The organism is Streptomyces sp. NPDC058457 (genome assembly GCF_042720695.1).
Lineage (GTDB): Bacteria > Actinomycetota > Actinomycetes > Streptomycetales > Streptomycetaceae > Streptomyces.
In genome coordinates this window covers 15,621-34,905 of the sequence record NZ_JBHXLU010000122.1, presented here as the reverse complement: position 1 = coordinate 34,905, position 19,285 = coordinate 15,621, and the positions used below count along the sequence as shown (strand labels likewise).

The window sequence follows — 19,285 nt, the reverse complement described above, 5'->3', positions numbered from 1 at the left end:
CGAGCCGTTGTTGTTCGCCGCCGAGGTGAAGGCGTACAGCACCTCGGAGAAGCCGTGCGCCCCGGAGTTGAGCATGGAGTGCGGCGGGGTCGGCAAGGCCATGGAAGCAGCCGTGAAGACGAGCGCCAGCGCCGGGGTGATCAGGATGTAGATCGCCGACAGCTTGATCTCACGCGAGCCGATCTTCTTGCCCAGGTACTCGGGCGTACGGCCGACCATCAGACCGGCGATGAACACCGCGATGACCGCCATGATCAGGATGCCGTAAAGACCGGAGCCGGTACCACCCGGGGCGATCTCGCCCAGCATCATGCTGAGCATGGTGATACCACCGCCGAGACCGGTGAAGGAGGAGTGGAACGAGTCCACCGCACCGGTCGAGGTGAGCGTGGTCGACACCGCGAAGATCGACGAGGAGCCGACCCCGAAGCGGACCTCCTTGCCTTCGTACGCCCCGCCCGCGGCCTGGAGCGCCGCGCCGTGGTGGGCGAACTCGGTCCACATCATCAGGGCCACGAAACCCAGCCAGATCGTGAACATCGTGGCGAGGATCGCGTAACCCTGCTTCACCGAGCCGACCATCACACCGAAGGTGCGGGTCAGCGAGAACGGGATCACCAGCAGCAGGAAGATCTCGAAGAGGTTGGTGAACGGGGTGGGGTTCTCGAAGGGGTGGGCCGAGTTGGCGTTGAAGTAACCGCCACCGTTCGTACCGAACTCCTTGATGGCCTCCTGGGAGGCGACCGCGCCGCCGTTCCACTGCTGCGAGCCACCCATGAACTGACCGACCTCGTGGATGCCGGAGAAGTTCTGGATGGCACCGCAGGCGACCAGGATGACCGCGGCGAGAGCGGCGAACGGCACCAGGATGCGGACGGTGCCACGCACCAGGTCGGACCAGAAGTTGCCCAGCTCACCGGTGCGGGAGCGCGCGAACCCGCGCACCAGGGCCACCGCGACGGCGATACCGACGGCGGCGGAGACGAAGTTCTGCACGGCCAGACCGGCGGTCTGCACGACGTGACCCATGGTCTGCTCGCCGTAGTACGACTGCCAGTTCGTGTTGGTCACGAAGGAGACGGCCGTGTTGAACGACTGCGCCGGGTTGACCGAGTCGAAGCCGAGCGAGCCGGGCAGGATGCCCTGGATCCGCTGCAGCAGATAGAGGAAGAGGACGCCGACAAGGGAGAAGGCGAGGACTCCGCGCAGATAGGCGGGCCAGCGCATCTCGGTGTCGGGGTTGGCGCCGATGCCCTTGTAGATCCACTTCTCGACGCGCCAGTGCTTGTCGGAGGAGTAGACCCTGGCCATGTAGTTGCCGAAGGGGATGTAGCAGAGCGCCAGCGCGCCTATGAGCGCGACGAGCTGGAGCACGGCGGCGGTTACGGGACCCATGGGTGTCTCAGAACCTCTCCGGGAAGATCAGGGCGAGGACGAGATAGCCCAGCAGGGCGACGGCCACGACGAGGCCGACGATGTTCTCGGCGGTCACAGCTTCGTCACCCCCTTGGCGACGAGGGCCACCAGCGCGAAACCCGCGAGCACGGTGACGACGAAGGCCAGATCGGCCATCGCGAACTCCTGGAGTGAGGTTCGGGAACGGACTAGGACTGTTAGAGGAAAGCGTCTTTCTGGCCGGATTCGGCCCCCGTTGACGGGTCCCTTACGGCGGCGTTCACGCCTTTGACGGGACTCTTACGCGGCCTCGGCCGACCCGCGACCGGAGAGCGCCGTTCAGCCGCCGAAACCCCCCTGAACTGGGGGAACAGCGGCCTCGGGCGCCTCGGACGCGTCAGGACAGGCGGAACCGCAGCCGGCAGATCACCGCGTCGGTCTCCCGGCGCACGGCGTGCGCGACGACGGCGCCGCGCTGGTTCTGCAGCAGCCGCTGCCACAGCCGCTCGGGCTCGGTCTCCGGGATCAGCACGGTCACCTGGGTGGCCGGCTCGGCGGCGGTCACCTCGCGGACGTAGGCGGCGATGGGACGGCCCAGGGTGCGCCGCTCGCACGTCAGCCGGACCAGCGGCACCCCGGGGTCCCACTCGGCCCAGGCGCGTTCCAGGGCGTGCAACTGGGCCCGGTCCTCGGGGTCGGGATGGCAGACGGTGACGGCACGCACCTCGTCGCCGAGGGAGGCGGCCGCGGAGAGCGCCTCGGAGGCGAGCCGGGACAGCGACGACACCGGCACGATCACGACCGACCGCTCCCGGTGCGGCGGCTCCGGGATCCGCCCGAGCCCGAGCCGCTCCCCGATCCGCCCGTAGGCACGGTGCACCGCGCCGAAGGCGGCGACGAGCAACGGCAGCATGACCACGACGAGCCAGGCGCCCTCGGTGAACCTGCTCGCGGTCACGACGACGGTCGCCACCCCGGTCAGGACCGCCCCGAACCCGTTGAGCAGCGCCTTCCCCCGCCAGCCGGTCCCCCGCTCCAGCCGCCAGTGCCGCACCATCCCCACCTGGGCCACGGTGAACCCGACGAAGACCCCGATGGCGAACATCGGCACCAGCGTGTTGGTGTCACCGCCGGAGAACACCAGCAGCGCGGCCGAGACGCCGGCCAGGGCGAGCACACCGTGCCGGTGCACCTGCCGGTCGGCCTTCAGCGCGAAGACGTGCGGCAGGTAGTTGTCACGGGCGAGCAGCTTCAGCAGCACAGGCAGCCCGCCGAAGGACGTGTTGGCGGACAACGCCAGCAGGATCATCGTGGCGAACTGGATGACGTAGAAGCCCCAGTTGTGGCCCAGGGAGGCGTCGGCGAGCTGGGCGAGGACGGTCACGCCCTCGACCGGCTGGAGATGGAACCGGGAGATCAGCACCGAGAGCCCGATCAGCATCGCGCCCAGCACCGCCCCCAGGGCGACCTCGGCGTGCTGGGCCCGCTTCGCGCGGGGCACCCGGAAGGAGGGCACGGCGTTGGCGATGGCCTCGACGCCGGTGAGGGCGGCACAGCCCGAGGCGAAAGCTTTCAGCAGGAGCAGGGCGCCCACACTGGAGGCGTTGCCGGCGAGCACGGAGGCATGTCCGGCGGCGGTGGCCGTGCTGGCCGGCGAGGACCGGAAGAGCCCCACGACGATCAGCACGAAGATCGACCCGACGAACACGACCGTCGGCACGATGAACGCCTTCGCCGACTCCACGATGCCCCGCAGGTTCACCCCGGTGACCAGCACCAGCACGGCCAGGCACAGCCACAGCCGGTGCGGGTACAGCGCCGGGAAGGCGGAGGTGAGGGCGGCGACCCCGGCGGTGACGGCGACGGCGACGTTCAGCACGTAGTCGAGCACCAGGGAGGCGGCGGCGACGAGACCGGTCCGCGCCCCGAGATGCGTCCGGGCCACGGCATAGGACCCGCCCCCGTCCGGGAAGGCCGCAATGACCTGCCGATACGACGCGACGAGCACCGCAAGCAGGGCCGCGATGGCGAGCGTGACGGGCAGCGTGTAGCCGAGCCCGTGCGCACCGGCGGCGGCCAGCACGAGCACGATGGCCTCCGGTCCGTACGCCACCGACGCCATCGCGTCCAGCGACAGCGCGGCGAGGCCGGTGACGGCGGTGAGGCGATGACGTTCCCCGGTATCGGGCGGCTCCTCGCCGGCGGGCACTGCGCCCGGTTCGACGGTCAGTACGGACATGGGCGGGTGCTCCTTAACGAACGGGACGTACGTCTCGCGCACGGAACCACCGCGCGCGATGCGATCAGGTTCTGTCCCGTCCCGACCAGGCCCGACAATCCCTTGCGCGTTCTTCGCGCGGGAGGCAGCGACTTTGATGACCTCTTGACGTGGGTGACTACGGCGCCCCGTAAGGGGCGCGGGGAACTGCGCGCTCAACCCCCACCGGCCCGCACGGACCCACAACCGTCAGAGTCCCGTCAAAGACCCGCAGCTCCTCCTGACGCCGTCGCCCACAACTCCCTACCGTCACCCCATGCAGCACTCCGAGGACCACCGCTGGTCCAAAGACGTCTACGCATCCGCCCGTTGCGCAGGCGCCCTCCTCGCCCTGCTCCTCCTGATCGACTGCGGATCGGGCACGCTCACCTGGTGGCGCGGCACCCTCTGGACCACCCTCGCCCTGCTCCTCTTCGGCGCCCTCTACCCCGCCAGGGTCCGCGCCGGCGACGGCTGGCTCACCTCCCGTCGGCTGCTGCGCACCCGCAGGGTCCGCACCGACCTCCTGGTCTCCGTCCGCCGCCTCGACGGCATCTCCCCGCGGCTGCTGCTCCGCGACGCGTTCGGCGACCGGCTGGAGATCGACCCTCAGGTCTTCGTCGCCAACCCCGACCTCTGGCTGCGGGTGGACGAGGGCGCGCGCAAGGCCGCCGCGGCCGGCACCCTCACGTGCGGCTCGACGGCGCTCGGCCGCCTCAGTGAACAGGTCGAGCGCGAGAGCGCGTTGGCCGTCTTCAAGGCGTCGGGCCTGGAGTAGCCCCCTCCCCCGCCACCCCCGTGTCCCCCTCTCCGCACCCGTGTCCCCCTCTTCGCACCCGTGTCCCCCTCTTCGCACCCGTGTCACCCTCTCCGCACCCCCGTCATCAGCACATCGAGACCCCGCCGGGTGGTGGCCATCACCACCCGGTCCCCCGCCGCCAGCACCCGCCCCTGCGCCGGCCGCCAGTCGAAGGCCGCCTGTCCCGGAGTGGCCCCGCCGACCGGCCCCACCGCCAGCACCCGCCACTCCCGCCGCCGGAACGCCTGGTGCACCGAGTGCCCCTCCAGCTCCGGATGCCCGGCCACGTCCACGCAGGTGAACAGCAGCGACCCCCGCTCCACCGGCATCACCCCCAGCACATGGCGCCCCATCATGGCCGCCGCGAACGACGGCGCGGCCAGCGCCGAAACGCTTCTGCTCCGGGTGAGCGCGTCCGGGTAGGACGCGCGCAGCGTGCGCTGGACGGTCGCGGCGAAGTCGTCGTCGTACAGCCGGGTGACCACCCGCACCGCGGGGTTGACCTCCCGGACGGCCATGACGATGTCGAGGTTCTGACCGTCGTCGCGGGTGAGGACGAGCAGGGAGCCGCACTGCCGGATCCGCGCGAGTTCGAGGACGCCGGGGACGGTCGCGTCCTCCAGGACCAGCGGGACGCCGAGTTCCCGGGCGAGCGCGACGCCCCTGGCCCGCGGGTCCCGCTCGATGGCCACGACCTGGTGGCCGGTGCTGCGCAGCCGGTCCAGCACCCGGGTGCCGACCATCCCGAGGCCGACCAGCACGATGTGGCCGCTGACGTCGTCGTCGGGCGGATGGTTCACGGAGGCGGTGCGGAACGCCTCGGTGGCGTTCATGGTCGCGGCGACCACGAGCGGCAGCACGGCGAGCCCGACGAAGCCGGCGAGGAGCTGGAGTATGCGGCGGGCGGGCGACTCCTCGGTCGCCGGATCCCCCATCGTGAAGATGTCGAGGAGGGGCAGATAGACGTTCTTCCACCAGGGGTGCTCGTCCGCGAAGAGCGCGGTGGCGGTGGCCAGGGCGACCACCACGGCGGCCAGCGAGCCGTAGACGGCGGCCAGTTGCCGGGAGAGGAGGACCCGCCACGGCAGATGGGCGAACCGGGCCCGGGCCCAGCGCACCGGCCGGAACCGCCGGGCGCGGCGGGCCGGTTCGGCCGTGTCGAGGTGGATGACCTCCTCCAGCACCAGCCGTCCGTGTGTGAACTGCCGGTGGTACGCCGTCCGGTCGTCCGGCAGCAGCAGGGTGCCGTCCTCGCCTGCCGTCTCGGGGCTGTCCTGACTGGCCGGGTCGTCCTCGTGGGCGCCGGAGAGCACGGCCAGGGTGGCGAGGTCGCCGGCGTGCGTCGGGGTGCCCGCGGGCCGTACGACACCGCGGAAGACCTTGCCCTCGACCTCCAGGGTGTGGCCGTGGCCCACGGCGGCCGCCGCGACCAGCTCCGGTACGGCGGTGTCGGCGTCGGAGAGCACGGTGGTGGAGGTGTCCGGTGCGGGGGCGTCGCACAGGCCCGCCGCCCGGTCGAGGAGCCGTTCCAGATGGCTGCCGCGCTCCCGGTTGAACATCCGCACGACCAGCCGCACGGAGGGGTTGACCGCGCGGGCGAGCAGGGCCGCGGTGACGTTGGCCTGGTCGTCGCGGTACGTCAGGGCGAGCGCGGCGGCCCGTGCCACGCCGACCGCACGCAGGGTGGCCTCGTCCGGGCGGGCCGAGATGTGCAGATGGACGGCGGACCCCGGGTCGCGGTGCAGGGCGGCGACCCGGGCGCCGTGCTCGTCGTCGGCGGACGGCAGGACCACGGTGACGACCTCGCCGCACACTGCGTCCAGTTCGACGGCGAGCCGGTGCGCGAGGCCGTCGTCGCCGCAGATCACCATGTGCCCGGTTCTCTCTCCGGATGCCGCTGGTACGGGGAGGGTTGACGTCACATCAGCCAGAACGGAACCAGCCGCGGCTGCGGTTCCGGCCGGGCCCCGGGCTCCGTTCAAATGTCCGTCAAGAACATGTCAACAGCGGTCCGCCTCGGCTCGCGCCCGAGGGTCAGCCCGCGCCCGCCGGTCCCGCCGTGTCCAGCGCGGCCCCGGCGCCGCGTTGGTGTGGGACAGGCCGGTGCGGAAGGGGACCAGGGCCAGGGCGAACAGGAAGGGGGCGGCGAGGGCGGCCCGGTCCCTGGCGGGCAGGGGCCCGGTGGTCGTGTGTCCCAGGCCGGTGTGTGTGCTGCTCATGTGGCACCTCCTGCGCGCTGCGGTGTCCGGAGAGGCCGGTCCCGGTCGGCCAGGGGCAGCGAGACGACCATGGTCAGTCCGCCGCCCGGGGTGTCCTCGGGGGTCAGGGTGCCGTCCATCGCCTCGGTGAGCCCGCGGGCGAGGGCGAGACCGAGGCCCAGGCCGGTGGTGTTGTCGGTGTCGCCGAGCCGCTGGAAGGGCTCGAAGAGGCGGTCGCGGCCGTTCGCCGGCAGTCCGGGTCCCCCCTCGTCGGGCACCGTCTCGTGCTGCGGCACCCCGGTGATCTTCTCGACGACGTCCTTGAGTGATTCGAGGTGCTGGATGTTGACGGCGGTGATCACGTCTGTGCCGGCCGCCAGCAGGTCCTCGACGTCCTGCCAGCGCTTGGGGTGCCGGCCGTCACCGGGGATGTTGGTGTGCGCGAACTCGTCGACGATCGCCACCTCCGGGCGGCGCGCCAGCACGCCGGCGACGTCCATCTCCTCGAACTCGCCGCCCCGGTACCCGCAGCGCAGCCGCTCCACGACCTCCAGGCCGTCGGTCATGGCCTCGGTCAGGGGGCGTCCGTGGCACTCCGCGAACCCCACCACCACGTCCGCGCCCCGGGACGCGCGGCGCCGTGCCTCGTCGAGCATGCGGTAGGTCTTGCCGACCCCTGGGGCGGCCCCGAGGCAGACCTTCAGTCGTCCGCGCGGTACGTCGTTCATCACCTCGAAGAGAAGCGCGCCGCAAGGCCCCGGGCCCGGCCTCTTGACGCGTCTCTGGCGGCGCTGACGAGGACGTTGACACTGTCTTGACGGCCCTTGGCCGGATAGGGTGAAGGCGGTGTGCCGGGAAGTCTGGTCGGCGGGGAGTCGTGGTGGCTCCGTTCAGGCCCCAGGGGGACGGCATGCGCGGCGTGGGTACGGTTCTCGCACTCGTGGTACTGGCCACGGTGGTGGCGACCTTCGCCCGCCGATGGCGGATTCCCGCCCCCTCCCTCCTCGTGGTCGCGGGCCTCGCCGTGGCCCTGCTGCCGGGCACTCCGACGATCCGGGTCAGCCCGGACGTCATCGGTCTCGTCGTCCTGCCGCCGCTGCTCTACGCCAGTGCCGAGGAACTCTCCTGGCGCGAGCTGCGCGCGGTGTGGAAGCCGGTCGGTGTGCTCGCGGTCGGTCTGGTGCTGGCCTCGGCGGCGGCCGTCGGCGCGGTGGCTTCCCTGGTGACCCCGCTGTCCTGGCGGATGGCGCTGGTCCTCGGCGCGATCCTGGCCAGCACCGACCCGGTCGCGGTGACCGCGCTCGGCCGCCGGCTCGCCCTGCCGCCGAAGGTGCAGATGCTGGTCCAGGCGGAGAGCCTCTTCAACGACGCGACCTCGCTGGTCCTCTACCGGGTCGCGGTGAGCGTCGCGGTGGCCTCGGCGGCGGCGAACTGGGGGGCGGCGGGCGGCGAGTTCCTGCTGCTGGCGGGCGGCGGCACGCTGATCGGCGCGGTCGTCGCCGCCGTCGTCACGGTGATCAGGCGGCGCACCGAGGACCCGGTCCTGGAGACGGTGATCTCCCTGGTCACGCCGTACGCGGCGTACGTCCTCGCGGAGGCGGCCCACACCTCCGGGGTCACGTCGGTGGTCGTGGCGGGCGTGGTCCTGGGCGGTCGCGGCGACCGGCTCACCAACGCCCGCATCAGGCTCCAGCTGCACGCCGTCTACGGCACGGTGGTCTTCCTGCTGGAGAGCGTGGTCTTCAGCCTGATAGGGCTCGCGCTGCCCGCCCAGGTGCGGGCGCTGTCCGACGGCGACAGGGCGTGGCCGCTGTACGCGCTGGCGGTGGCCGGCACGTTGATCGCGGTGCGGCTGCTGTGGCTGGCTCCGCTGTCGGCGGTGGTGCAGCGCAAGGGCGGCATACAGCGGCCGAACTGGCGGGTGCCGGTGGTGCTGACCTGGGCCGGCACCCGGGGCGTGGTGCCGCTGGCGGCCGCGCTGTCGATCCCGGTGACGGCGAAGGACGGCTCGGCGCTGACCGAGCGCCCGCTGGTCCTGGTCCTGACCACCTCGGTGGTCGTGGTCACCCTGGTCGTACAGGGCTTCTCACTGGCCTCGGTGGTGCGGCGCTCCGGAATCGCCCTGGAGCCCGACCACACCGAGCGCGAGGAGGCCGCCGCCCGCTGCCGGCTGGCCGACGCGGGCATCCGGCGCCTGGAGGAGCTCTCCGAGCTGGAGGCCGTACCGGACGTGGTCCTCGACCGCCTCCGGCGCGGCCTCAACGCCCGCCTCGACGACGCCCGTGACCGCCTGACCGACAGCACCGCCGAATCGGCCGACCTGGTCTACCGGCAGCTGCGCCGCGACCTGATAGCGGTGGAGGCGGCGGAGCTGCGACGGCTGTACGACGAGCACACCATCAGCGACACGACCCGACGACGGCTCCAGCGGTCCCTGGACCTGGAGGAGGCAAGGCTGACGGACGCCTGACGGCGTTCACCGGAACTCGGCCGGCCCGGGCCGCCGCCCGCTCGATCCCACGGCCGGCGGCAACAGCCCGCAGAACCCACGGCAGTCGGCCGGCCGGCTCGACACGTCCCGCCGCCCCGGACGACGGCACCCGCCCGCCCGGCCCGCCCGCGACGCGTCGTACGGGATAACGCTCGGTGTCCGGTCCGCGGCACCCGCCCGCCGTCCCCCGTACAGCCCAACGCCCGTCCGCGGCCTCCAAAGCGCCCTTTCCTGATGGCCGACCCCCGCCTGTCAGGGCATTCTTAACGCAAGCTTGACGCCCAGGCTCCACTGATCCGTGGGCCCACGCGTCACTCTCTGCTTACGCTGGTGCCGCCGTCCGCGTGATGGCCGGAATCGAACTACGCCGCACACCCCGCGCCGGACACCAGGAGCCCACCCCATGGCCACGACCGAACATCCCCCTCCCAGTCGCCTGCGCGCCTGGATGCTGGAGGGGCTGTCCGACATGGGCAAGGGCGCCGCCCACAGCGGCCCGCAGGCACAGCCCGAGGCCGCGCACAAGGGCCAGCGCTGGTGGCGAGTGATGTGCCTGACCGGTGTCGACTACTTCTCCACCCTCGGCTACCAGCCCGGCATCGCCGCCCTGGCGGCCGGCCTGCTGTCGCCGATCGCGACCATCGTCCTCGTCATAGTCACCCTGGCCGGCGCCCTGCCGGTCTACCGGCGCGTCGCCGAGGAGAGCCCGCACGGCGAGGGCTCCATCGCCATGCTGGAGCGGCTCCTCTCCTTCTGGCAGGGCAAGCTGTTCGTGCTGACCCTGCTCGGCTTCGCCGCCACCGACTTCCTCATCACCATCACCCTGTCGGCCGCAGACGCCTCCACCCACCTGGTGGAGAACCCGCACCTGACCGATGCCCTGCACGGCAAGCAGATGGTGATCACGCTGTTCCTGGTGGCGCTGCTCGGGGCGGTCTTCCTCAAGGGCTTCCTGGAGGCGATCGGTGTCGCGGTCGTCCTGGTCGGTATCTACCTCGCGCTCAACGTCGTGGTAGTGATCGTCGGCTTCTACCACGTCCTCACCGCCGAGCACGTCGTCACCGACTGGACCAGCGCCCTCACCACGGAACACGGCAACGTCTTCGTCATGATCGGCGTCGCCCTGATCGTCTTCCCGAAACTCGCCCTGGGCCTGTCCGGCTTCGAGACCGGCGTCGCGGTCATGCCGCACGTCGAGGGCGATCCGGGCGACACCGAGGAGCGGCCCGCCGGCCGGATCCGGGACACCAAGAAGCTGCTGACCACCGCTGCGGTCATCATGAGCGTCTTCCTGATCGCCACCAGCTTCATCACCACACTGCTGATCCCGGAGAACGAGTTCAAGTCGGGCGGCAGCGCCAACGGCCGCGCACTCGCCTACCTGGCGCACGAGTACCTCGGCAACGCCTTCGGCACCGTCTACGACGTCTCGACCATCGCCATCCTGTGGTTCGCCGGCGCCTCCGCGATGGCCGGCCTGCTCAACCTGATGCCCCGCTACCTGCCCCGCTACGGCATGGCCCCGCACTGGGCCCGTGCCGTGCGCCCGATGGTCATCGTCTTCACCCTGATCGCCTTCCTGGTGACCTGGATCTTCGACGCCGACGTCGACGCGCAGGGCGGCGCCTACGCCACCGGTGTACTGGTCCTGATCAGCTCCGCGGCGATCGCGGTGACCATCGCCGCCCGCAAGGCCGGACAGCGCAAGTGGACGATCGGGTTCGGGGTCATCTCGGCGGTGTTCCTCTACACGACCGTCGTCAACGTCATCGAGCGCCCCGACGGTGTGAAGATCGGTGCCTGCTTCATCGTCGGCATCATCCTCGTCTCGCTGCTCTCCCGTCTCGCCCGCGCCTTCGAGCTGCGCGTGACCAGCGTGACCCTCGACGACATGGCGGAACGATTCATCCGCGATATGGCCAGCCGCAAGATGCGGTTCATCGCCAACGAGCCGGACCGTCGCGACAAGGCCGAGTACCGCGACAAGATCGAGCAGATCCGGGCCGACAACGACATGCCCGAGCAGGAGGACTTCGTCTTCGTCGAGGTCACGGTCACCGACCCGTCCGAGTTCGAGGCGGGCCTGACCGTCCGCGGCGAGGTCCTGCACAACCGCTACCGCGTGCTGACCCTGGAGTCGGCCTCCATCCCCAACGCCCTGGCCGCACTGCTGCTGCACATCCGGGACGAGACCGGCTCCATCCCGCACATCTACTTCGAGTGGACCGAAGGCAACCCGTTCGCCAACTTCCTGCGCTTCTTCCTCTTCGGCCAGGGCGAGGTCGCCCCGGTCACCCGCGAGGTGCTGCGCGAGGCGGACCCGGACCGCGCCCGGCGGCCGCGCGTCCACACCGGCTGAGCACTCGCCCCGGACACGCCCACGTCGTAAGAATCCCGTCAAGAACCGGTCGGTCCGCATAAGAACCCTGTCAGCGGCCGGTTCCACGCGCCCACCGGCCCCTACCGTCGGCCTCATGGAGGACAGAAGACATGGGGGCCGGGCGGCGGGCGACCGCACCTGGCGCGGCAGCGCACGCCTGGCCGTCGGCTGTGCCCTCGGCTTCGGCGGGCTGACGCTCCTGGTGGACTGGGACGCCGGCACCCTCACCCCGGCCCGCGCCCTGCTCTGGGTCGCCCTGTCGGCCACGATTCTCACCATGCTGCTGCCGGCCCGCGTCACGGCGGGACCTGGCTGGCTGGCCGTCCGCAGCCCGCTGCGCCGCCGTACCGTCCGCACCGACTCGCTCGTCTACGTCGGCCGGTACGGGGACGTCGCGGCGCATCTGGTCCTGCGCGACACCCACGGCAACCGCCTGGAACTCGACCCGGGCGTCCTGCACGCCAATCCCCTGCTCTGGCACGAGCTGGACACCGGCGTCCGCCGCTCCGTGGAGCGCGGCACCCTGCGCCGGGGCACCGATGTGCTGGCGCGGCTCGGCCACGAGATCGACGACACGAACGCGCGCGCGGTCCTCGACGCGTCCGGCCTCACCTGACCGCCGCCCCACGTCCTGCTCCCCCGCCACCTGGCCCTATCGTGAGCGCATGCCTTCCTACACGATCGGCCAGGCGGCACGGCTGCTCGGCGTCAGCCCGGACACCGCCCGCCGCTGGGCCGACGCGGGCCGGATGGCCACCCATCGTGACGAGGGCGGCCGGCGGCTCATCGACGGCGCCGACCTCGCCGCGTTCTCCGTCGAGCTGGCCAGGGCCGGCACCGGCGAGGAGGACGCCTCCTACACCTCGGTCCGCAACGCCTTCCCCGGCATCGTCACCGCGATCAAGCTCGGCGACGTCGCCGCCCAGGTCGAGATCCAGGCCGGCCCGCACCGGCTGGTCTCCCTCCTGACCCGGGAGGCGGTCGAGGAGCTCGGCCTCGAGGTCGGCATGGAGGCCACCGCCCGGGTGAAGTCCACGAACGTCCACATCGACCGCGTCTGACCGCTCAGCCGGTCAGCCGGTCAGCCGGTCAACTCAACCGCTGGTCGGGCAAACCGTTCATCCGGTCGACCGCTCACCTGCACAGCAGCGCGGCCCACAGGTCCAGCCGGTCGCTCAACCGGGACAGATCCCGGCCCGTGAAGTGCTCCACCCGCTGCATCCGGTAGTGCACGGTGTTGACGTGCAGATGCAGCGCCTCCGCCGTGCGCGCCCAGGAGCCGTCGCAGGCCAGGAAGGTCTCCAGGGTGCCCAACAGCACGGCGGAGGCGGCCCGTTCGCCGGTGAGGAGCGAGCCGAGGACGGTACGGCGGTAGGCCGCACGGACCTCGGCCGGCACCCCGGTGAGGAGCGCTTCGAGGCTGGTGAGCGTGGCCGTCATCCCGCGCCCGTCCGCGACCAGCGCCGCGGCCTCCCGCGCCGGCACGCCCGGTGCGGCGGCCGTGGCCGCGACGGTCCGCCCCGACGGCGTGAAGACATACGCGGCGGTCCGGTCCAGATGCGCGAAGGCCGCCACGAGGATCTCCACGGGCCCGGCCTCCTGCCCGAGCAGTCTGCTCAGCCGGACCCGGGCGGCCTCCGGCAGCGCCTGCCTGCGGCTCAGCTCGCCCCACTGCCGGAGGTACACGGTGTCCGTGATCGCCCGGAACATGATGTGCGCCGGCACCCCGGCGACCGGGACGCCATGCCGTACACAGGCCTCCACCAGTTCCTCGGGCACGCCCCCGTGGGTCTCCTCCCCCGCGAACAGCGCCGCGGCCCCGGCCTCCTTGAGGGCCGACACGAACCGGTCCGCCTTGCCCGGCGCCCACCACACCAGCCCACTGAGCACCACCTCCCCCGGCCGCACGAAGCGGGCCGGGTCCTCCAGGTCGGTGACCGTCACCCCGCTGATCTCCCGGGCCAGCAGGGCGGCGTCCTGCGCCCACAGGGGACGCAGCCCGAGGGAGTGGTCTGTCAGGAGGTGCTCGACGTGCATGTACTCAGACTCCTTGCGCCAGCCTCGCATCCACCAGGTGAGTGCGAGTTACAGCATCGTAAATGCAAGTCTTTCCGCACGGAACGTCTCTTGGTGAATCATCCAGGACCGGCCCCGCCCGGCTCGTTTTTTCCGTGCCCCGCACCAGTCGTGCGGGCCCCTCGCGCGTTGCTTCACTGACCGGCATGGACCTGAACACGGTGGCGGAGATCCGCGACGCCCGGGACCCGGCCCCCTGGCGGCCCGGCGACGCCTGGCTCGGCGGCGGGACGTACCTCTTCTCCGAGCCCCAGCCGCACCTGCGCCGTCTGGTCGACCTGAGCCGCACCGGCTGGACACCCCTGCACCACACCCCCGACCGCGCCCTGGAGATCGCCGCCACCTGCACCGTCGCCCAACTCTCCCGGTACGCCCGGACCCTGACGACGCCAGCCGCCCCGCTCTTCGAGCAGTGCTGCCGGGCCTTCCTCCCCTCCTTCAAGATCTGGAACACGGCCACGGTCGGCGGCAACCTCTGCAACGCCCTCCCGGCCGGCCCGATGACCTCCCTCACGGCCGCTCTCGACGGGGAGTGCCTGCTGATCGCCCAGGACGGCGTACGACGACGGGTCCCGGTCGCCGGCTTCGTGACCGGCGCGGGCCGCAAGGACCTGGCCGAGGGCGAGCTGCTGCGCTCGGTCACCCTCCCGGCCCGCGCACTCGCCTCCCGTACCGCCTTCCGCCAGGCCTCCCTCTACGGGCTGGGCCGCTCCGGCGTCCTGGTGATCGGCGCCCTGGATCCCGTCGACCATTCCTTCGCCCTCACGGTCACCGCGTCGACCGTGCGCCCGGTGCGGCTGTGGTTCCCGCTGCTGCCGACGGCCGAGGCGCTGCGGACGGCGATCGGCGGGGCCGTCGCCGACGACGAGTGGTTCGACGACATCCACGGCCTGCCCGAGTGGCGCCGGCACATGACGTTCCGGTACGCGGAGGAGATCCGCCGGGAACTGCGGGAACTTCCGGAACTGGGGGAGCGATGAGGATCGAGGTCAACGGGCGGTGCCACGAGGAGGAGCCGCGCCCCGGCCAGTGTCTGCGCACCAATCTGCGCGAGCACGGCTGGTTCGGGGTGAAGAAGGGCTGCGACGCGGGCGACTGCGGAGCCTGCACGGTCCACGTCGACGGCGAACCGGTGCACAGCTGCCTCTACCCGGCCTTCCGCGCCGACGGCCGCACGGTCACCACCGTCGAGGGCCTGGCCGACCCCGACGGCGAACTCCACCCCGTACAGCGGAAGTTCCTGGCCGCCCAGGGCTTCCAGTGCGGGTTCTGCACGGCGGGCTTCCTGATGACCACGGCGGCCCTGACCGACGACCAACTCACCGACCTCCCCCGGACGTTCAAGGGCAACCTGTGCCGCTGCACCGGCTACCGGGCCATCGAGGACGCCGTACGCGGCATCAGGCACGTCGAGGAGCCGTCCGCCGGCGAGTCCGTCGGCCGCAACCTGCCCGCGCCCGCCGGACCCCAGGTAGTCACCGGCACCGCCCGCTACACCTTCGACGTGGACGTGCCCGGCCTGCTCCACATGAAGCTGCTGCGCTCCCCGCACGCCCACGCCCGCATCATCTCGACAGACACCTCGGCCGCCCTGCGCGTCCCCGGCGTCCACGCGGTGTTCACCCACCACGACGCCCCCGAACGCCACTACTCCACCGCCCGCCACGAGCACCCCGAGGAGGACCCCGCCGACACCCGCCTACTCGACGACACGGTCCGCTACATCGGCCAGCGGGTCGCGGCGGTGGTCGCGGACAGCGAGGCGGCGGAGGAGGAGGGCTGCCGGCGGGTCGCGGTGGTATATGACATAGCGCCCGCGGTCCTGGACCCGGAGGAGGCGATGCGCCCCGGCGCCCCCGTCGTCCACGACAAGGACCCCTCGGCCGCCCGCATCTCCCGTCCGCACGCCAACGTCGTCGGCGAGGCGCACGGCGAGATCGGTGACGTCGAGGCCGGTTTCGCCGAGGCCGACGCCGTCCACGAGGAGACGTTCCGCACCCAACGGGTCCAGCACGCCAGCCTGGAGACGCACGGCGCGGTCGCCTGGCTCGACGAGGACGGCCGCCTCACCGTCCGCACCAGCTCCCAGACCCCGTTCCTCACCCGCCGCGCCCTGTGCACGCTCTACGACCTGCCGCCGGAGCAGGTCCGGGTGGTCGCGGGCCGGGTCGGCGGCGGTTTCGGCGGCAAGCAGGAGATGCTCGTCGAGGACATCGTGGCCCTTGCCGTGCTGCGGCTGCGCCGACCGGTGAAGCTGGAGTACACCCGAGCCGAGCAGTTCTACGGCGCCACCACCCGGCACCCCTTCACCGTCCGTGTGAAGGCGGGCGCCCGCCGGGACGGCACCCTGACCGCGCTCCAACTCCGCGTGGTCTCGAACACCGGGGCGTACGGCAACCACGGCCCCGCCGTGATGTTCCACAGCGTGGGCGAGTCGACGGCGATGTACCGGGCCCCGCACAAGAAGGTCGACGCCTACTCCGTCTACACCCACACCGTCCCGGCGGGCGCCTTCCGCGGCTACGGCCTGGGCCAGGTGCTGTTCGCGGTCGAGTCCGCCCTGGACGAACTGGCCCGCCGGCTGGGCCTGGACCCCGTCGACCTCAAGGCCCGCAACATCATCGGCCCCGGCGATTCGATGCTCACCCCCGCCAGTCCGACACGGACGTGGTACGGCACGACACCGGCGCCTTCGCCTCCACCGGCACCGTGGTCGCGGGCAAGGCCACCCTGCGCGCCGCCCGCGCCCTCGCCGACCTGCTCCTGGACTTCGCCGCGGCCCACCTGCGCATGGCGCGCGCCGACTGCCGGCTGGCGGAGGAGGCCGTCCTGCACCCCGGCGGCCGGCTGCCGCTCAAGGAGCTGTACGCGGCCGCCCGTTCGGTCGGCATCGAGTGCGCGGCCGACGGCCACTTCGGGGGCACCCCGCGCTCGGTCGCCTTCAACGCGCAGTGGTTCAGGGTGGCAGTGGACCCGGGCACCGGGGAGATCCGCATCCTGCGCAGCGTGCACGCCGCCGACGCGGGCAGGGTGATGAACCCGATGCAGTGCCGCGGCCAGGTGGAGGGCGGGGTGGCACAGGCACTCGGCGCGACCCTCTTCGAGAACGTACGGGTGGACGCGCGCGGCGAGGTCGAGACGGCCGCCTTCCGACGCTACCGGCTGCCGCAGTACGCCGACATCCCGCGCACCGAGGTGCACTTCATGGAGACCACCGACGCCATCGGGCCGCTGGGCGCCAAGTCGATGAGCGAGAGCCCGTTCAACCCGGTCGCCCCGGCGCTGGCCAACGCGCTGCGGGACGCGACGGGCGTGCGGTTCACGGAGTTGCCGCTGACGCGCGACCGGGTGTGGCGCGCACTGGATGCCAGCCGCCGTACGCCCCGTCCACCCGTAGCTCCCTGATGCCGCTGATGTGCCGGGCCCCGCAACGGTCCTGTGGAAGCACCAGTTGCGGACCCGCCCGGTCCAGCGGGGTGTCGTCGATGGTGACACCGAGCAGAACAGGGGCGTGGGCGAAATCGGGGTCGATCTCGGCCCAGGAGAGCAGCGCGTGGTGCCCGTCGGCGCCGGAGACGGCGATGAGGAAGCGCAGCCGGTCCTTGCGCCGGCCGGGATCGAAGCCGGGTTCGTCGGCGGTGAGGACGTCGTACAGCCGTGGGCCGGTGAAGCGGTGGTGCTGGATGCCGCTGGTGGCGCACTCGAAGCTGACCCGCACCCGGTGCTGGGGCCAACGCTGGAGGTCGGGCACGGTCAGCCGGGTCGGGTGTGCCAGGTCTCCGGTGAGGACGAGTTCGGCGAGCGTCATGTGCGGCCACCTCCCGGATGACGGTACCCGCAGCGCCTCACCGTACAAACGCACATGCCAGATACAAGTCGTAAGTATGCAGCTCATGCGATGTGACAGAAGACTTACGCCTGGCAAATGCGGCAGTATCATCGCCAGGCGGCTGATACACAGGTCGCAGCAGGGCGCGACAGTTTTCTCGTAGAAATCAGAGGAGTTCACTCGTGATGACCCGTTCCGTGCGCCGGACCCGGCAAACACTCCAGGTGGCCGGTGCCTCGGTCGCGGCCCTGCTGGCCCTGAGCGCCTGTTCCTCGTCCGACGACTCGTCCGCGACGACGAAGTCGGACACGTCCGCGGCGGCGACGCCCAAACTGTCGGGCTCGATCACCGTGTTCGCGGCGGCCTCGCTGCAGGAGAGCTTCACCACCCTGAAGGCCGACTTCGAGAAGGCCCACCCGGGCACCAAGGTCAACTTCAGCTTCGGCGGCAGTGACACCCTGGCCGCGCAGATCACCAGCGGTGCGCCGGCCGACGTCTTCGCCGCCGCGAGCCCCAAGACCATGGCGATCGTGACGGACAAGAAGGACACCGCCACCACGCCGGCGACCTTCGTCCGCAACCAGCTGGAGATCGCCACCCTGCCGGGCAACCCCGACAAGATCTCCTCCCTGAAGGACCTCACCAAGTCCTCGCTCAAGGTCGTCCTCTGTGACAAGACGGTGCCGTGCGGCGCCGCCGCGCAGAAGGCCCTGGACGCCAGCAAGCTCAAGCTCACCCCGGTCTCCTACGAGGAGGACGTGAAGTCCGCCCTCAACAAGGTGGTGCTGAAGGAGGCCGACGCGGCGGTCGTCTACAAGACCGACGTGAAGGCCGCCGGCAGCAAGGTCGAGGGCGTCGAGTTCCCCGAGTCCGCCAACGCGATCAACGACTACCCGATCGCCCTCCTCAAGAACGCCCCGAACCCCACGGTGGCCAAGGCGTTCATCGCCCTGGTGCAGTCCGCCGAGGGCCAGCAGGTGCTGAACGACGCCGGGTTCCTCAAGCCGTGACGAAAGCCGACGCGTCCGGCGCCGGGGCCGGCACCCTCACGGGCGGCCCGCGGCGCCGGCGCGTTCGGGCAGCCGTACCGCTACCGCTCCTCCTCCCCGGAGCGGTAGCTCTGGTCTTCCTGCTCCTGCCGCTGGTCGCCCTGCTGCTGCGGGCCCCCTGGAGCAGCCTCCCGTCCCTGCTGACCAGCACGGAGGTCTGGCAGGCCCTTCAGCTCTCCCTGGTCTGCGCCACGGCGGCGACGGCCGTCAGCCTCGTCCTCGGCGTCCCCCTGGCCTGGCTGCTGGCCCGCACGGAGTTCCCCGGCCGGGGCTTCGTGCGAGCACTGGTCACCCTCCCCCTCGTCCTCCCCCCGGTGGTCGGCGGTGTGGCCCTGCTGCTCGCCCTCGGCCGCAACGGGGTGGTCGGCCAGTGGCTGGACGCCTGGTTCGGCATCACCCTCCCGTTCACCACCGCCGGGGTCGTCGTCGCCGAGTCCTTCGTGGCCATGCCGTTCCTGGTGATCAGCGTCGAGGGCACGCTCCGCGCCGCCGACCCCCGCTACGAGGAGGCGGCCACCACCCTGGGCGCCTCCCGCTTCACGGCGTTCCGCCGGGTCACGCTCCCGCTCATCGCCCCGGGCATCGCGGCCGGCGCGGTGCTGGCCTGGGCGCGCGCGCTCGGCGAGTTCGGAGCGACGATCACGTTCGCCGGCAACTTCCCCGGCCGCACCCAGACCATGCCGCTCGCCGTCTACCTCGCCCTGCAGAACGACCCCGACGCGGCGATCGCGCTCAGCCTGGTGCTGCTGACGGTGTCGATCGCGGTGCTGGCGGCATTGCGGGATCGTTGGATGACGGCATCATGAGGACG

Annotated in this window: 16 protein-coding genes and 2 pseudogenes; 9 read left to right on the top strand and 9 right to left on the bottom strand. The window is 71.7% G+C overall.

Features of this window, described 5'->3' with window-relative positions; all coding sequences use genetic code 11:
* The 3 genes from kdpA to ACFWPS_RS49090 form a co-directional block, all read right to left on the bottom strand.
* The coding region (kdpA, locus tag ACFWPS_RS49100) for a potassium-transporting ATPase subunit KdpA (protein ID WP_383719594.1) at positions 1–1,395 on the bottom strand (1,395 nt) is incomplete at its 3' end.
* A gap of 7 nt (positions 1,396–1,402) precedes the next feature.
* Positions 1,403–1,492, bottom strand: a complete 90-nt coding sequence (kdpF, locus tag ACFWPS_RS49095; protein WP_016434100.1) for a K(+)-transporting ATPase subunit F — start codon at positions 1,490–1,492, stop codon at positions 1,403–1,405.
* A 300-nt stretch (positions 1,493–1,792) separates the two neighbouring features.
* Positions 1,793–3,634 carry an APC family permease gene (locus ACFWPS_RS49090; protein ID WP_383719591.1) on the bottom strand — a complete coding sequence of 614 codons (1,842 nt, stop codon included), beginning with the start codon at positions 3,632–3,634 and terminating at the stop codon, positions 1,793–1,795.
* 295 nt (positions 3,635–3,929) lie between these two features.
* On the opposite strand from ACFWPS_RS49090, the gene ACFWPS_RS49085 reads away from it, so the two are divergent.
* Entirely contained in the window at positions 3,930–4,430 is a 501-nt protein-coding gene (locus ACFWPS_RS49085) for a hypothetical protein (protein WP_383719588.1), read from the top strand.
* Positions 4,431–4,513: 83 nt separating this feature from the next.
* On the opposite strand, the gene ACFWPS_RS49080 is transcribed toward ACFWPS_RS49085, so the two are convergent.
* From ACFWPS_RS49080 to ACFWPS_RS49065, 4 genes and pseudogenes are all read right to left on the bottom strand, one after another.
* On the bottom strand, positions 4,514–6,322 hold the full coding sequence (locus ACFWPS_RS49080; RefSeq protein WP_383719586.1) for a potassium channel family protein: 1,809 nt from the start codon (positions 6,320–6,322) through the stop codon (positions 4,514–4,516).
* 129 nt (positions 6,323–6,451) lie between these two features.
* Positions 6,452–6,670 (bottom strand): hypothetical protein, encoded by a 219-nt coding sequence (locus ACFWPS_RS49075; protein ID WP_383719584.1) that lies wholly within the window; start codon positions 6,668–6,670, stop codon positions 6,452–6,454.
* On the bottom strand, positions 6,667–6,927 hold the full coding sequence (locus ACFWPS_RS49070) for a sensor histidine kinase (RefSeq protein ID WP_383719596.1): 261 nt from the start codon (positions 6,925–6,927) through the stop codon (positions 6,667–6,669). The genes ACFWPS_RS49075 and ACFWPS_RS49070 overlap by 4 nt, the downstream gene beginning before the upstream one ends.
* Positions 6,916–7,377: pseudogene (locus ACFWPS_RS49065) on the bottom strand (histidine kinase); the annotation flags it as partial. The pseudogene ACFWPS_RS49065 and the gene ACFWPS_RS49070, both read right to left, overlap by 12 nt.
* Before the next feature lie 182 nt (positions 7,378–7,559).
* On the opposite strand from ACFWPS_RS49065, the gene ACFWPS_RS49060 reads away from it, so the two are divergent.
* The 4 genes from ACFWPS_RS49060 (at position 7,560) to ACFWPS_RS49045 (ending at position 12,581) form a co-directional block, all read left to right on the top strand.
* Positions 7,560–9,119 carry a Na+/H+ antiporter gene (locus tag ACFWPS_RS49060; protein ID WP_383719581.1) on the top strand — a complete coding sequence of 520 codons (1,560 nt, stop codon included), beginning with the start codon at positions 7,560–7,562 and terminating at the stop codon, positions 9,117–9,119.
* A 424-nt stretch (positions 9,120–9,543) separates the two neighbouring features.
* Complete coding sequence (locus ACFWPS_RS49055; protein WP_383719578.1) at positions 9,544–11,499, top strand: APC family permease; 1,956 nt, start codon at positions 9,544–9,546, stop codon at positions 11,497–11,499.
* A gap of 115 nt (positions 11,500–11,614) precedes the next feature.
* Entirely contained in the window at positions 11,615–12,136 is a 522-nt protein-coding gene (locus ACFWPS_RS49050; RefSeq protein ID WP_383719575.1) for a hypothetical protein, read from the top strand.
* 49 nt (positions 12,137–12,185) lie between these two features.
* On the top strand, positions 12,186–12,581 hold the full coding sequence (locus tag ACFWPS_RS49045; protein WP_217554547.1) for a molybdopterin-binding protein: 396 nt from the start codon (positions 12,186–12,188) through the stop codon (positions 12,579–12,581).
* 73 nt (positions 12,582–12,654) lie between these two features.
* Here the strand turns inward: ACFWPS_RS49045 and ACFWPS_RS49040 are convergent, their stop codons facing one another.
* A complete protein-coding gene (locus ACFWPS_RS49040; RefSeq protein ID WP_383719572.1) occupies positions 12,655–13,557 on the bottom strand; it encodes a PucR family transcriptional regulator in 903 nt (300 codons plus the stop codon).
* Between the two features lie 185 nt (positions 13,558–13,742).
* On the opposite strand from ACFWPS_RS49040, the gene ACFWPS_RS49035 reads away from it, so the two are divergent.
* Together ACFWPS_RS49035 and ACFWPS_RS49030 are read left to right on the top strand one after the other, a co-directional pair.
* On the top strand, positions 13,743–14,576 hold the full coding sequence (locus ACFWPS_RS49035) for an FAD binding domain-containing protein (protein ID WP_383719570.1): 834 nt from the start codon (positions 13,743–13,745) through the stop codon (positions 14,574–14,576).
* Positions 14,573–17,001, top strand: a pseudogene (locus ACFWPS_RS49030) (molybdopterin-dependent oxidoreductase). Before ACFWPS_RS49035 ends, ACFWPS_RS49030 begins: the two are co-directional and overlap by 4 nt.
* On the opposite strand, the gene ACFWPS_RS49025 reads toward ACFWPS_RS49030, so the two are convergent.
* Positions 16,916–17,404 (bottom strand): molybdopterin-dependent oxidoreductase, encoded by a 489-nt coding sequence (locus ACFWPS_RS49025; RefSeq protein ID WP_383719567.1) that lies wholly within the window; start codon positions 17,402–17,404, stop codon positions 16,916–16,918. The pseudogene ACFWPS_RS49030 and the gene ACFWPS_RS49025 overlap by 86 nt on opposite strands.
* Positions 17,405–17,610: 206 nt before the next feature.
* On the opposite strand from ACFWPS_RS49025, the gene modA reads away from it, so the two are divergent.
* Together modA and modB are read left to right on the top strand one after the other, a co-directional pair.
* Positions 17,611–18,435 carry a molybdate ABC transporter substrate-binding protein gene (gene modA, locus ACFWPS_RS49020; protein WP_383719566.1) on the top strand — a complete coding sequence of 275 codons (825 nt, stop codon included), beginning with the start codon at positions 17,611–17,613 and terminating at the stop codon, positions 18,433–18,435.
* Positions 18,432–19,280 carry a molybdate ABC transporter permease subunit gene (modB, locus tag ACFWPS_RS49015; protein WP_383719563.1) on the top strand — a complete coding sequence of 283 codons (849 nt, stop codon included), beginning with the start codon at positions 18,432–18,434 and terminating at the stop codon, positions 19,278–19,280. The genes modA and modB overlap by 4 nt, the downstream gene beginning before the upstream one ends.
* The last annotated feature ends 5 nt before the right edge of the window (positions 19,281–19,285 follow it).